Origin of the sequence: Bradyrhizobium sp. 21 (assembly GCF_023073335.1) — a bacterium.
GTDB lineage: Bacteria > Pseudomonadota > Alphaproteobacteria > Rhizobiales > Xanthobacteraceae > Bradyrhizobium.
The window spans coordinates 15779-28894 of the sequence record NZ_JADPJG010000003.1 but is presented as its reverse complement, the minus strand read 5'-3'; the positions used below and the strand labels follow the sequence as shown (position 1 = coordinate 28894).

Genomic DNA, 13116 nt, shown 5'->3' with positions numbered 1-13116 from the left:
GGCGAGCCGCACCGGAGATTCCGGCGCGGCTCGATTGGCATCGTCACCATTGTGTGTGTGGTGGTTCAGCGTTGGTCCGGACGCTTGGCGGGCGGCCCATTCTTGTTGCCCGGTGCGCCCTGAATATTCGTCGCGTCCTGCGACTGCGCTGCGGTGTTGCCGCTGGCGTTGGTGGAGTTCGAGCCGACCGTTTCACCAGGCTTAGCGGGCGGACCGTTTTTGTTGCCGGGCTGCCCGGCAATGCCGGCTCCAGAATTCTGCGCGCTCGGCGCGGACGAAACGTCAGGCTTGCTGGACTGTGCCCAAGTCGCTGCGGGCAGCGCAAGCGCGACGAGGATAACGGCACCTGTGACCTTCATCTGGGTGTTCTCCGACTGATGCCCCTGTGTGCTCGAACGCGGGGGGCCTGCGTGCGTTCCTGTTGAAGTCAACTTGACGATCCGCCCGACAAGACCGTGGCTGCGACGATCTATCCGGGCAGCGGCGCTTCCACGACGTCCAGCAGCGCTCCGAGGCCTTGTCGCAGGCGGCGTGTCGCGATGCTCTCGGTGGCGAGGCCGAACACCACGAGGGATCGCCCGGTCATTGCATAGGCGTGCCCGAAGTCGAACGCCGGCATCTGCCCCTCCGGTTGGTTGGTGTCGATCAGCCCGACCCAACTGCGTCCCTCGGCGACGGCCGGCAAGGTGAAATTCACGACGTCGTAATGGGCGTTGTAGATCAGCAGCATCGTCGCATCCGAGCCGCGCCGCTTGATCCCGGTCTCCTGGGCACGGCCGTCGAGCAGCAGGGCGAAACATTTCGCGTTGCCGTCCTGCCACTGCTCCGTCGTCATTTCCTCTCCGGACGGCGCGAGCCAGGTCACGTCCTTCACGTCCAGCTCTTCGTTGTGAGAACCGACCAGGAAGCGGCTGCGGTAGAGAATCGGGAATGCCTTGCGCGTGGCGATAAGCTTTCGCGTGAATTCGCGAAGGCTGCGGCCGTTCGCGGTAATGCCCATCCAGCCGAGCCATGTGGTCTCGTTGTCCTGGGCGTAGGCGTTGTTGTTGCCGTTCTGGGTGTGTCCGAATTCGTCGCCGGCGAGCAGCATGGGCGTGCCGTGAGACAACAGCATGGTCGCCAGCAGATTGCGCTTCTGGCGCTCACGCAGCGCTATGATTTCCGGATCGTCAGTCGGCCCCTCGACGCCGCAGTTCCAGGAATGATTGTTGCTGTGGCCGTCGCGATTGTCCTCGCCGTTAGCCTCGTTGTGCTTGTCGTTGTACGAGACGAGATCGTTGAGATTGAAGCCGTCATGGGCCGTGACGAAGTTGACGCTGGCCCATGGCCGGCGTCCGCGCTTGTTGAAGAGATCGCCGGATCCCGACACCCGCTTGGCGAAGTCGGCGATCGAGCCCTCGTCACCCTTCCAGAAGGCGCGCACCGTGTCCCTGAACTTGTCGTTCCACTCCGCCCATCCCGGCGGAAACTGACCGACCTGATAGCCGCCCGGACCGATGTCCCAGGGTTCGGCGATCAGCTTGACGCTGGAGAGCACGGGGTCCTGACGGCACGCATCGAGGAATCCGCCGCCTTCGTCGAAACCATAAGGCTCCCGGGCCAGGATGGTGGCAAGGTCGAAGCGGAAGCCGTCGACCCGCATCTCGGTCGCCCAGTAACGCAGGGAATCGGCGACGAGTTGAAGCACGCGCGGGTGCGACAGATTGACCGTGTTCCCGGTGCCGGTATCGTTGATGTAGTAGCGCGGCGTGTCCGGCAGCAGCCGGTAATAGCTGGCGTTGTCGATGCCCTTGAACGACAGGGTTGGGCCGAGCTCGTTTCCTTCCGCGGTGTGATTGTAGACGACGTCGAGGATCACCTCGATGCCATGGGCGTGGAACTGGTTGACCATGGCCTTGAATTCGTTCGCGAACGGCGATTTAAGGTAACGCGGCTCCGGTGCGAAGAAGGCGATGGAGTTGTAGCCCCAGTAATTGCGCAAGCCTTTCTCGACCAGATAGCTGTCGTCTACGAAGGCATGGATCGGCAACAGCTCAGCACTGGTGATGCCGAGGGATCGCAGATAGGCCGGGACCTCCGCATGCGCGAGGCCGGAGAAAGTGCCGCGGTCTGCGTCAGGCACCAGCGGATGCAACTGGGTAAAACCCTTGACGTGCATCTCGTAGAAGATCGTCCGTTCCCACGGCACATCCGGCTTGCGCGCGGCGCCCCAGGTGAAGGCGGGGTCGATGACGCGGCATTTCTGCATCAAGGGCGCGCTGTCGCGTTCGTCGTAGGAGAGATCCTTGTCGGCATGGTCGAGCTGGTAGCCGAACAGCTCCGGTCCCCAGCGCAACCGGCCGACCAGCTGCTTGGCGTAGGGATCGAGCACGAGCTTGTTGGGATTGAAGCGGTGTCCCGCGTCGGGTTCGTAGGGGCCATGGACGCGGTAGCCGTAGACGGTGCCGGGACGGGCCGCGGGCAAATAGCCGTGCCAGACTTCGTCGGTATATTCCGGGAGTTCGATCCGCTCCAGTTCAGTCTCGCCGTCGTCGTCGAACAGGCAGAGCTCGACCTTGGTGGCGTGGGCCGAAAACAGCGCGAAATTGACGCCGAGCCCGTCCCATGTGGCGCCGAGCGGAAACGGCTTGCCCTCGGTGATCCGCGAGCGGCGCAGGCTCGAGGCCGCCCGCGTCAGGGCGTCGTCTGAATGTGCTTGTTGATCCATGGTCCCCCCGAACAGGTCTTCAAGACATTGGTGCGGTCGCCGTTATTTCGGTTGTCGTCTGGTCGCCGACGACCGCGATCACGGGGTCAGGCGGCACGTCGTCCGGCTTGGGCAGCGTGGTTGCCCTATGCTGGTCTGCCTCCTTGCTGATGGCCGCAATCGAGTTGCCGATCCGCCCGACGATGGCGGTCAGCTCCGCATCGGACAGTCCAAGGCGCTTTCTAACGAGCCGCACCTGAGTACGGTCGGCCAGGTCGAGCTTGTTGCGGATCGGTTGTGGCTTCGAGCGGCGCATGGCGACTGTTCCTGTGTAGGGTTGTAACCGTCGCCCGAGCGATTCCGTTCCTCGCCTGTCTTGCAGATGCGCGTCTAAATCGATGATTTGTAGAGATCTGCCGCAGTGGATCCCGCAAGGGCGAGGCGGCAGGGTGACGACCGAGGACGGCAACCTTGAAGCGCGCCGTTCCCGTTGCGAGGAACGAATGCATGCGTCCCAGCTTCTGGTCCTGGACCATGCTCAAGAGACCCAAAACCGAGCCTCGCGGAGCACGGCGAAATTTCCGGGCGTGCGGGCGAAAGGCGAGCGGGTGTGAGTTACAAATTGGGAATAGCCGGGCAAGTTCGACGCCATGGTCCTCAGCTCGTCGGCGACGGCGTCTCTTTCAATCTTTGGGCGCCGACGGCGCAATCGGTCGAACTGCTCGAGGCCGGCCGGCCGCCATGCCGGATGACGCGTGACGACGATGGTTGGTATCAGCAGTTGAGTCCCACCGCGCATGTCGGCACGCGCTATCAGTTCCGGATCAACGAAGATCTGCTCGTTCCCGATCCCGCCTCGTTCTTTCAGCCGGACGACGTCGGCGCGCCGAGCGAGGTGGTCGACACCGCGGCGTTCCGGGACTCCGTTCTCTATCCCGGGCGTCCCTGGGCGGAAGCCGTGATCTACGAGCTGCATGTCGGCACTTTCAGCGAGGAGGGCACCTATGCCGGCGTCGAGAAGAAGTTGCCCTATCTGCGCGATCTCGGCATCACCGCGATCGCGCTGATGCCGCTCAATGACGTCCCCGGCCGGCACAATTGGGGCTATGATGGTGTGCTGCTGAACGCGCCGAATGCGCGCTACGGCAGGCCGGAGGATCTCAAGCGGCTGTTGCGGGCCGCCCATGCGCTCGACATCATGGTCTATCTCGATGTGGTCTATAACCATTTCGGGCCGCAGCTGAATTATCTGCACACCTATGCGGAAAACTTCTTCACCACGCGCCACAGCACCGGCTGGGGCCCTGCCGTCAACCTTGAGGGACACGACGGCGCGTTCGTGCGCGAGTTCCTGATCGAGAACGCGTTGATGTGGCTGCGCGACTACGGGTTCGACGGCTTGCGCCTCGACGCGGTCCACGCCCTGAAGGACGATTCCGACCGTCATGTCCTGATCGAGCTTGCCGAGACCGTGCGCAGCCAACTGGCGGGCCGACGAGTGCATCTGATGCTGGAGAACGAGGCCAATCAGGCCCACCTGCTCGATCGTGCGCAAGGGCGAACCGGGCTCTATGACGCGCAGTGGGGCGATGATTTTCACAACGCGCTCCATGTCCTGCTCACGGGCGAGGATGAAGGCTATTATCGCGCCTTCGCAGACAAGCCGCTTGAACATCTCGCGCGATCGCTCACCGAGGGCTTTGCCTATCAGGGTGAAGTCTTTCCCCTGCATGGCACATCGCGCGGCGAGCCGAGCGCTCACCTGCCGCCCGAGGCCACCATCTTCTTCGCCCAGAACCACGACCAGATCGGCAACCGCGCGTTCGGGGAGCGGCTTTCCAGGCTGGTCAGTCCGGAGAAACTGGACCAGGCCCTGACCCTGGTTCTCTTGAACCCGCATATTCCCATGCTGTTCATGGGTGAGGAAGCCGCGGCCGACACGCCGTTCCTGTTCTTCGCAGACTGGTCGGGCGAAGCTGCTGAACTGACCCGGGAGGGGCGGCGCAAGGAGTTCGCACACTTCAAGGCGTTCTCGACGCCCGACCTGCGTGCCAGAATTCCGGACCCGTGCGATGAAAAGACCTTCGCTGCATCGAAGCTGGACTGGACCGGCATCGACCGCTCTCCCGCCAGCGCCAGGTCTCGCGGCCTGACGGCCCGGTTGCTGAAGATACGGAGCGAGAAGATCGTGCCGCTGATCAAACGGGGGTTCGTTTCCGCTCGGTGCAGGTTGCTGGGAGAGGACGTTCGCACGGGCGGCCTGGACGCCCGTTGGCGGACGGAGAAGGGGGACGTTTTGCAGATCGTCGCCAATTTCGCCGACCGCGAACTGCCCACGCCGGTGCTGGTTGCCGGCGAGAGTTTATGGCGATTGCGCCCGGCCGACTCGCAAGCCCTGCTGCCGGGCGACATCATCGTTCGGCTTGGTCAGGAGGCGTGACGGGACGGCGAGGAACGCTTGCGACGGCTTCCCGTTAGCGGAGCAAATTCCAGGAGCTGTCCATGACCGACTATCCAAAGCCGCCTTTTCCGCCGCAGCAGCAACCGATGCCGGGTTCGACCCGCGCGATGAATCCTCGACCCGATCACGGCGAGGACAGTTACAAGGGTGCTGCGCGCCTGGCCGGAAAGAAGGCGATCATCACGGGGGGCGACAGCGGCATCGGCCGCGCGGTCGCGATCGCCTATGCAAGGGAGGGCGCCGACATCGCCATCGCCTATTTGAACGAGGATGAGGATGCGGCGGAGGTCAAGGCACTGGTGGAGCGGGAGGGACGCAAGGCCGTCCTGATTCCGGGCGACATCCGCAATCCCGATCATTGCCGCGCGATCGTCCGGCGCACCGTCGAGGAACTCGGCGGAATAGATATCCTCGTCAACAACGCCGCCCATCAGGACACGTTCAAGGACATCGCGGACATCAGCGACGAGGAATGGCAGCGGACTTTCGAGACGAACATTCACGGCATGTTCTATCTCACCAAGGCTGCGGTCCCCCACATGCACCCGGGATCAGCGATCATCAACACTGCGTCGGTGAACTCCGACATGCCGAATCCGACCCTGCTGGCTTATGCCACGACCAAGGGAGCCATTCAGAATTTCACGGGTGGGCTCGCTCAGATGCTGGCGGCGAAGGGCATTCGAGTCAACGCGGTCGCCCCGGGTCCGATCTGGACGCCGCTCATTCCATCGACCATGCCGGAAGACACCGTCATGAATTTCGGCAAGCAGGTGCCGATGCAGCGCGCCGGCCAGCCGGCCGAACTCGCGACCGCCTACGTGATGCTGGCCGATCCGCTGTCGAGCTACACATCTGGAGCAACCCTGGCGGTCACCGGTGGAAAGCCGTTCATCTGACCGAAAGCCCGTCTGCGCGAACAAGAACGTGGCGGCACCGCGGGGGGGCCGCCACGTCCTGACCGGCACGTCTTGACCAGCACGTCTTGACTAGCACGTCACGCGGCGCTGGACGCCTTGGCGTTGACGCCCTTGCGAAGCGCCACCGTGTTCAGCTTGGTGTTGGCGGCCTTCTCCTCGTTCAGATTGGTCGTGAGGAAGCGCACGATGTCGTCGTGGCCGAGTTCCTCCGCCCAAGCGATCAGCGTGCCGTAGCGGCACATCTCGTAATGCTCCACGGCTTGTGCGTTGGCCACGATCGCCGCGTCGAGCACGGCCTTGTCCTCGATCTCGCCGGCGGTCTCGTCGGCCTCCTTGATGATCCCGTCGATGGCCGGACATTGCGTCCCGCTTGGCTCCTTGCCGAGCTTGGCAAACACCTTGTCCAGCCTCTCGACCTGCTTGCTGGTCTCCTCCAGATGGGCTTTCAGGCCGACGACGAGGTCCCGGTTGGTCGCCTTGTCGATCATCTTCGGCAGCGCCTTCAGGATTTGCTGCTCCGCGTAATAGATGTCCTGCAGCCCGTGCAGCAGCAGGTCTTCCATCGATTTGATGTCCTTGGTGAAGAAACCCATAAAACGACGTCTCCTTTCACAATGATGGCACTGGAACGCTGTACGGCCGCCGCTGTTCCATTCCCGTGTGCAGATCAGGAGAGCCGAATGAGTGATGCAGCAGATCATCTTGCGAGCCTGCTCGGACGCGCGGCGATGGACGTGTGGGGCGATATGCCTCGCGACATCCAGGAAGCGCTGTTCGAGACCGCCATGAAGGGACGGGCTGCGGAGCGGGAAGAACTCGCGCGGCTGCTGCACGATCGGCATCCCCGTACGCTTCATCCGGCGCGGCCGGGTTGAGGCGGCGGTGGGAACGATCGCGCGATAAGCCGATTGGTGAATCGGGCGATGCGCGGCGAATGGTCGGGTCAAGCCGGCCAGCTGTCTCGCTTCACCGCGAGTTAACCTGTGAGTCGATTGGCGTGACTGAGATAATCATCGGAAAATGGTACGACCCGATTTCGCAGCGATGGATCGTGCCTCGCGAGGCATGTCCCGTGGCTGCCTATTCGCAGTCCAGCGCGGACCAGGGATTCGAGACCCGCAAGAGCGGCGAGGTGCAGCGGATTTGGGACCTGTTGGTCGATTGCTGCGCCGGCGGTTGATGCATTTTCGATGGATGCGAACTACGGCTCGTTCTGTTCAGATGTGAACACAACTGCCGCAACATCCCGGCTGCGAACCGCGCGCACCCTATCATTTGATACAGACGTCTCGGCTTTTGTCCCTATTGTCAGCACGCCACGGACCGCGTTCGTGGAGTGCCATGACAGGGAGAGTAGATCGTGCTCAAGCGGCGTCGCGTTCAGCAAACCACCAGTCTTCAGGAGCGGCTCGCAGAGTTCACCAGGACGATCCGCGAAAAGGCGGAGACCTTGCCGGATGGCAAGGAGAAGGATGGGCTCCTGCAACGGCTGAGAAGCGCCGACGCCGCCTCAGATCTCGACCGTCAATTTGCCGGCAAGGATTGAGCCGGTCGGGCCAGACGGAGGTTGAGCGCAAGCCTGTCCGCCGTCAGCTCCGATACCAGCTCGCCAGATTCCACGTGGTGGTGTCCCAGCCTGACATGTCGATCATGAGGTTGTTGACGCCGGCGTTGACGATGGGGCGTGAGAGCAGCGGCAGGAATACGTGGGCTTCGCAGAAGATCTCGTCGACCTTCATCAGCAGCGCGGCGCGCTTGACCGGATCGAGCTCGTTCTGCGCGGCCTTGTAGGCCTTGTCGGCTTCGGGATCTGAATAACGCGAGTTGTTGCGGCCGAGCCATTTGTTGTCCTTTGTGGCGATCTCCCAGGACACGCACTGGTTCAGCAAGCGCTCCGGATCGGGCTGCGGCTGCGTCGTGTTGTACATCTCCATGTCGGCATAGAATTTCGAGTAGGTGTCGGGGTTGCCGGCGTCCGACGAGAAGAACACCGACGCGGTGACCGATTTGAGCTCGATCTCGATGCCGGCCTTCTGGCAGGCCTGCTTGATGATAGCCTGCGTCTTCTGGCGCGGGGCGTTGATCGAGGTCTGGAATACGTATTTGAGCCTGTTGCCACCCTTCTCCCGGATACCGTCCGCGCCCTTGGTCCAGCCGGCCTCGTCGAGGATCTTGTTGGCCTTGTCGACGTCGAACGCGTATTTCAGCTTGGGCGACTTGAACTGCTTGGGCGCGTTGACGAAGCTCGCGGTTGCGATCCCGCCGCGGCCGTAGATGAATTTCTGAATCGAGTCGCGGTCGATCAGGAGGTTGATCGCTTGGCGCACAGCAGGATCGGACAGCGTCGGGTGCCTGGACTTGACGCTGGAGCGCTCCCCGTCGATCTCAGTCCACGGGTCCGTGGTGTTGAGAATGATGAACTCGACGTTGCCGGACGGCGTGATGTCGAGCTTGCCTTTGCCGCCCGCCTCCATGCGCTTGAGGACCTCCTCTTCCACCTGCATGTTCCAGGCAAAGTCGTATTCGCCGGTCTGGAGCACGGCGCGCGCCGCGGACACCGCGTCGCCGCCCCCCTTGACCTCGAGCGTGTCAAAATGCGGCTGGTTCTTGACGTGATAGTCGGGATTGCGTTCGGCCCGGATCATGTCGCCCGGCTTGAACTCGACGAACTTGTACGGGCCGGTGCCGACCGGCTTCAGATTGCCGGGCGCCTCGCGCGACTTCGCGCCGACATAATCGCCGAAATGATGTTTTGGCAGGATCTGGCCGACCGAGCCGACGAAGGGATCGGCCCAGAACGGCGTCGGGGCCTTGAAGTTCACCTTGATGGTGTGATCGTCAATCTTATCGACCTTGATGTTCTGGTAGGATCCGGTGGTGTACGCGGCGGTCGCGAGATCCGCGGCGTATTGCCAGGTGAAGACGACGTCGTCGGCGGTGAAGGGCTTGCCGTCATGCCATTTGACGCCCTGCTTCAGCTTCCAGATAGCGCTCATGCCGTCTGCCGAGAGGCCGCCGTTCGCCTTGGTCGGGACCTCGGCGGCGAGGCAGGGAATGAGGTTCCCGTCCTTGTCCCAGCCGGCGAGCGGCTCGAAGAAGATGCGCGAGGCGATCTGGTCCTTGGTGCCGAGCGCGAAATGCGGATTGAGCAGCGTCGGGGCCTGCCAAAGCAGGATCTTGAGTGGGCCGCCCCCGCCGGCCTTGGTCGGCTTGTAGTCAAGGGTGGCGTCCGCCATCGCGACGTCGTTCCAGAGCAGGATCTGGCTCGCGACCGGCGCCGCGATCCCCGCCGCAGCCATGGTCCGGATGAACGAGCGCCGCGACAGCGTGCCTTGCTTCACCTCCGCGATGGACTGGCGGATTTCGTTCTCGTTCATCGGATGATCTCCACTTTAAAGACAAGTCATCGCCGGCCAGGACCATCATGTTTCATCAGGGGCGAGGCGGCAATGCCAACAAGGCCGGAAAATCCTGCGGCGAAATGACGATGTGGAAAGAGCGCGCGACAATCCATCACCCTGAGGCGGCCGCTACTTCAGCGGCCCTGGAAGGGCGACCGCCCGGCGGCATCCCGGCCGTGCATCCTTCGAGGCTCGCCGCGCAGTGCATCTGCACTGCGCCGCTCGCGCCTTAGGATGACGGGGCTGACAGCGGAATCTGTATCGCCGCCTGAGAGCCCCTGGCGGCGATCCAGTGCGAAGCAAGTGAACTTGGGAAGTTCTAAGGCCGCACCGGAACGCCAACCCGGCTGCCGCGGGCACATCCATTTGCAAGCGCCAGCGCGGCCTCCACCGCGTTCTCGAGAATCTCCTCGGACAATAGCCGATCGTTCACGGCGCGCGACAATTGCAGTGCGCCTACCATGGTCGCGTAGACCGAAATCGCGCGTCGTCGTCGCTCCGCAGCCGAGCCATCCGGCATCTGCGCTGCCATCAGCGCGATGATATCGCACGTCTTTCCGGTGAAGGCATCGCGCGTCGCCTTGGGATGCCGTGCGATCTCGGAGACCAGCGCCGCGGTCGGGCAACCGCTCGCCGCGCGGTCGCGATGCCCGGGCGAAAGATAGTCGCGGATCGTGGTCTCGAGCGCGAGGCCGTTTGCGAGATTGTCCTTGTGCTTCTGCGCGCGCCGCTCCAGCGCATCGAGCAATACCGCGCGCACAAGATCCTCCTTGGAGGCGAAATGCGTGTAGAAGGCCCCGTTGGTGAGACCGGCCTCCGCCATGATACCGGCGAGGCCGATCGCGGCGATGCCGCTCTCGCGGAACTGCGACGAGGCAACATCGAGAATGTGCCGCCGCGTGGTGTCCCTGTGTCCCTTGTCGTAGCGCGCCAATCCCGCCTCCCGCGACCTGCCTACCGACGCGGCCACAAAATAGTGAGGCAGCGTCTATTGCATTACGATCATAATAGTACATTATGATCATAATGCAATGGGCGGCCGATCGGCGGTCCGCTACGAACAGGATCGTGCCCATGTCAGCCGAGGATGCCGCCGCGTCGGCCTTGTCCGCCACGCCATTCGTGGCCCACACAGCGGCCCCGCTTCGCCAGGCGGCAGCCGCGCCAACCGCGGCCGAGCAGAGGCGGGCCGCACTGCTGACGGCGCCGATACTCCCCACGCTCCTGAAGCTCGCGCTGCCGACCGTCACCGTCCTCGTCGCGCAGACCGCGGTCAACATCGCCGAGGCCTATTATGTCGGCTTTCTCGGTACCGATGCGCTGGCGGGTGCAGCACTGGTGTTCCCGATCTTCATGCTGATGACCATGATGTCGAATGGCGGGTTCGGCAGCGGTGTTGCCTCCTCGGTGGCACGCGCGGTCGGTGCCGGCCGACGCGACGATGCAGAAGCCGCGTTGTTTCACGCCGTGGTGCTCGCGATCATCGCCGGCGGTGTTTTCACGCTCGGCGTCATCGTCGGCGGCCCGCATCTGTATCGCGCCCTCGGTGGCGCCGGCGATGCGCTCGCGGCTGCGACGACTTATTCAAACTACCTCTTCGCAGGCGCCATCCCGGTGTGGATCGTCAATCTCCAGGCCGCGGCGCTGCGCGGCGCGGGCAATGTCAAGGTGCCCGCGCTGGTGACGCTGGTCGGCGCGATCGTGACGATTCCGATCTCGCCGGCCCTGATTTTCGGCTTCGGACCGATCCCGCGGCTCGGGATCGGCGGCGCCGGCGTCGCCTTCGGCTTCTATTACGGTGCCGCGATGCTGTTCCTGCTGCGCTACATGTCCTCGGGCGCGACCGGCCTGCGGCTGCACATCGTGCCGCTGCGCGCAAAAATCTTCGGCGACATGCTGAAGGTCGGCATTCCCACCGCGTTCAACGCGGTGCTGACCAACCTCACCGTCATCCTCGTCACCGGCGCGGTCGGCCTGTTCGGCACCGCCGCGCTTGCCGGCTACGGCATCGCCTCGCGGCTCGACTACATCATGATCCCGCTGCTGTTCGGCATCAGCACCGCGACCTTGACCATGGTTGGCGTCAACATGGGCGCGGGGCAGACGGCGCGGGCGCGCCGGATCGGCTGGATCAGCGGCGTGGTCGGCATGATCATGACCGGCGCGATCGGTTTGTTGGTGGCGATCTTCCCGACGTCGTGGCTGAATCTGTTCAGCCACGATCCGGAGGTGGTGAACGAAGGCATGACTTACCTGCGCATCGTTGCTCCCGCCTATGCCGGGCTCGGCTTCGGCTTCGTCACATCGTTCGCCGTCCAAGGCACCGGCCGCGCGATGGGGCCGCTCGTGTCCTCGATCGCGCGGATTCTGATCGCAGCCGGCGGCAGCTGGATCGCGGTGGTGAGCTTCGGCGCCGGCATGGCAGGGCTCGCCACCATGGTCGCGGTGGCGATGGTCGCCTATGCCGCGATCTGCGTCCTGATCATGCTGTCGCCGGCGACCTGGCGCTCGGAGTAAACCGGGCTCACTGGAGGCCGGCAACGCCGGCCGCCAGCGCCGAAAGCAGCAGCAAATTGCTCAGTAACTTGAGTGGCGTATTCGGCTGCGCCAGATTCCTGGCTGGTCTTGCCGCCAATCTCGCTCGCCGCGTGCGATTTTGCCGTGATACGCCTCACGCTTGCGCGGGTGCATTCGTTCCCCGCATGACGTCGAACGGAGAAGCGTCGTCCGCATCGGCCGGTCAATATGGATTTCCATTTCATTGATTTCGCCCGGCGGAGAAGCGAATACGGTTCCAATCATTGCCGCCGAGTTACGGAGACCAAGATGTCGTTTCGCCTCCCCCTGATCCTCGCGACCGTCCTCGCCGTCTGGTCGACCGCAGCGACAGCCGAGACCATCAAGATCGGCGTCACGCCGGGACCGCATGCGCAGATTCTCGAGGCCGTGAAGCCGATTGCGGCGAAGAACGGCCTCGACATCCAGCTCATCGAATTCTCCGACTACGTCGTGCCCAACGCCGCGCTCGATGCCGGCGAGATCCAGGCCAATTCGTTCCAGAACCAGCCTTATCTGGACAACCAGAAGGCCGACCGCGGCTACAAGATCGAGGCTGTCGGCCTGACCGTGAACTTCCCGATCGGCGTCTACTCGAAGAAGCACAAGGCCATCGGCGATATCCCCGAGGGCGGCAAGGTCTCGATTCCGAACGATCCGACCAATGGCGGCCGCGTGCTGCTGCTCCTGCGCGACAAGGGTGTGATCAAGCTGAAGGACGGCACCGGCTTCAAGCCGACGGTGCTCGATATCACCGAGAATCCCAAGAAGCTGAAGTTCATCGAGGTCGACGCCGCGCAGGCGCCACGCGCGCTCGACGACGTCGACGCCGCCGCGATCAACACCAATTATGCAACCCAGGCGGGCCTCGATCCGGTCAAGGATCCGATCCTGCGCGAGGATCCGAAGGGCCCCTATGTCAATTTGATCGCGGTTCGCGCCGCGGACAAGGACAAGCCCTGGGTCAAGATCCTGGTGGACAGCTACCACACCGCCGAGGTCAAGGAGTTCGTCCTGACCAAGTTCAAGGGCGCGGTACTGCCGAGCTGGTAGGCACTCTGCCCAGCCAAAGTCCAGTAAAGTCCAGCCAAG

Annotated in this window: 13 protein-coding genes; 7 read left to right on the top strand and 6 right to left on the bottom strand. The window is 63.5% G+C overall.

The window, feature by feature from the left end; translation table 11 throughout:
* Positions 1-65 precede the first annotated feature (65 nt).
* The 3 genes from IVB31_RS05175 to IVB31_RS05165 form a co-directional block, all read right to left on the bottom strand.
* Positions 66-359 (bottom strand): hypothetical protein, encoded by a 294-nt coding sequence (locus IVB31_RS05175; protein ID WP_247319493.1) that lies wholly within the window; start codon positions 357-359, stop codon positions 66-68.
* A 110-nt stretch (positions 360-469) separates the two neighbouring features.
* Entirely contained in the window at positions 470-2707 is a 2238-nt protein-coding gene (glgX, locus tag IVB31_RS05170; protein ID WP_247319491.1) for a glycogen debranching protein GlgX, read from the bottom strand.
* 19 nt (positions 2708-2726) lie between these two features.
* The gene (locus IVB31_RS05165; protein WP_247319489.1) at positions 2727-3002 is read right to left on the bottom strand and encodes a DUF3606 domain-containing protein; all 276 of its coding nucleotides are present in this window, start codon (positions 3000-3002) and stop codon (positions 2727-2729) included.
* A 294-nt stretch (positions 3003-3296) separates the two neighbouring features.
* On the opposite strand from IVB31_RS05165, the gene treZ reads away from it, so the two are divergent.
* Together treZ and IVB31_RS05155 are read left to right on the top strand one after the other, a co-directional pair.
* On the top strand, positions 3297-5126 hold the full coding sequence (treZ, locus tag IVB31_RS05160) for a malto-oligosyltrehalose trehalohydrolase (RefSeq protein WP_247319487.1): 1830 nt from the start codon (positions 3297-3299) through the stop codon (positions 5124-5126).
* 62 nt (positions 5127-5188) lie between these two features.
* Complete coding sequence (locus IVB31_RS05155) at positions 5189-6046, top strand: SDR family oxidoreductase (protein WP_247319485.1); 858 nt, start codon at positions 5189-5191, stop codon at positions 6044-6046.
* Between the two features lie 98 nt (positions 6047-6144).
* Here the strand turns inward: IVB31_RS05155 and IVB31_RS05150 are convergent, their stop codons facing one another.
* Positions 6145-6660: a ferritin-like domain-containing protein gene (locus IVB31_RS05150; protein ID WP_247319483.1), complete on the bottom strand. Its 516-nt coding sequence runs from the start codon at positions 6658-6660 to the stop codon at positions 6145-6147.
* An 87-nt stretch (positions 6661-6747) separates the two neighbouring features.
* Here IVB31_RS05150 and IVB31_RS05145 point away from each other — a divergent pair, with 87 nt between their 5' ends.
* From IVB31_RS05145 to IVB31_RS05135, 3 genes are all read left to right on the top strand, one after another.
* Complete coding sequence (locus IVB31_RS05145) at positions 6748-6942, top strand: hypothetical protein (protein WP_247319481.1); 195 nt, start codon at positions 6748-6750, stop codon at positions 6940-6942.
* 122 nt (positions 6943-7064) lie between these two features.
* Positions 7065-7247, top strand: coding sequence for a hypothetical protein (locus IVB31_RS05140; protein ID WP_247319479.1), 183 nt, complete (start codon positions 7065-7067; stop codon positions 7245-7247).
* A 180-nt stretch (positions 7248-7427) separates the two neighbouring features.
* Positions 7428-7613, top strand: a complete 186-nt coding sequence (locus IVB31_RS05135; protein WP_247319477.1) for a hypothetical protein — start codon at positions 7428-7430, stop codon at positions 7611-7613.
* A 43-nt stretch (positions 7614-7656) separates the two neighbouring features.
* On the opposite strand, the gene IVB31_RS05130 is transcribed toward IVB31_RS05135, so the two are convergent.
* Together IVB31_RS05130 and IVB31_RS05125 are read right to left on the bottom strand one after the other, a co-directional pair.
* Positions 7657-9444: a peptide ABC transporter substrate-binding protein gene (locus IVB31_RS05130; RefSeq protein ID WP_247319474.1), complete on the bottom strand. Its 1788-nt coding sequence runs from the start codon at positions 9442-9444 to the stop codon at positions 7657-7659.
* Positions 9445-9787: 343 nt separating this feature from the next.
* Positions 9788-10402 (bottom strand): TetR family transcriptional regulator, encoded by a 615-nt coding sequence (locus IVB31_RS05125; RefSeq protein WP_247319472.1) that lies wholly within the window; start codon positions 10400-10402, stop codon positions 9788-9790.
* A 140-nt stretch (positions 10403-10542) separates the two neighbouring features.
* Here IVB31_RS05125 and IVB31_RS05120 point away from each other — a divergent pair, with 140 nt between their 5' ends.
* Together IVB31_RS05120 and IVB31_RS05115 are read left to right on the top strand one after the other, a co-directional pair.
* Entirely contained in the window at positions 10543-11985 is a 1443-nt protein-coding gene (locus IVB31_RS05120; RefSeq protein WP_247319470.1) for an MATE family efflux transporter, read from the top strand.
* Positions 11986-12294: 309 nt separating this feature from the next.
* A complete protein-coding gene (locus tag IVB31_RS05115; RefSeq protein ID WP_247319467.1) occupies positions 12295-13077 on the top strand; it encodes a MetQ/NlpA family ABC transporter substrate-binding protein in 783 nt (260 codons plus the stop codon).
* Positions 13078-13116: the final 39 nt, after the last annotated feature.

Coding starts and splice junctions, on each gene's coding strand:
- IVB31_RS05175 (WP_247319493.1), bottom strand. CDS start 359: ATGAAGGTCACAGGTGCCGTTATCCTCGTCGCGCTTGCGCTGCCCGCA.
- glgX (WP_247319491.1), bottom strand. CDS start 2,707: ATGGATCAACAAGCACATTCAGACGACGCCCTGACGCGGGCGGCCTCG.
- IVB31_RS05165 (WP_247319489.1), bottom strand. CDS start 3,002: ATGCGCCGCTCGAAGCCACAACCGATCCGCAACAAGCTCGACCTGGCC.
- IVB31_RS05155 (WP_247319485.1), top strand. CDS start 5,189: ATGACCGACTATCCAAAGCCGCCTTTTCCGCCGCAGCAGCAACCGATG.
- IVB31_RS05150 (WP_247319483.1), bottom strand. CDS start 6,660: ATGGGTTTCTTCACCAAGGACATCAAATCGATGGAAGACCTGCTGCTG.
- IVB31_RS05145 (WP_247319481.1), top strand. CDS start 6,748: ATGAGTGATGCAGCAGATCATCTTGCGAGCCTGCTCGGACGCGCGGCG.
- IVB31_RS05130 (WP_247319474.1), bottom strand. CDS start 9,444: ATGAACGAGAACGAAATCCGCCAGTCCATCGCGGAGGTGAAGCAAGGC.
- IVB31_RS05120 (WP_247319470.1), top strand. CDS start 10,543: ATGTCAGCCGAGGATGCCGCCGCGTCGGCCTTGTCCGCCACGCCATTC.
- IVB31_RS05115 (WP_247319467.1), top strand. CDS start 12,295: ATGTCGTTTCGCCTCCCCCTGATCCTCGCGACCGTCCTCGCCGTCTGG.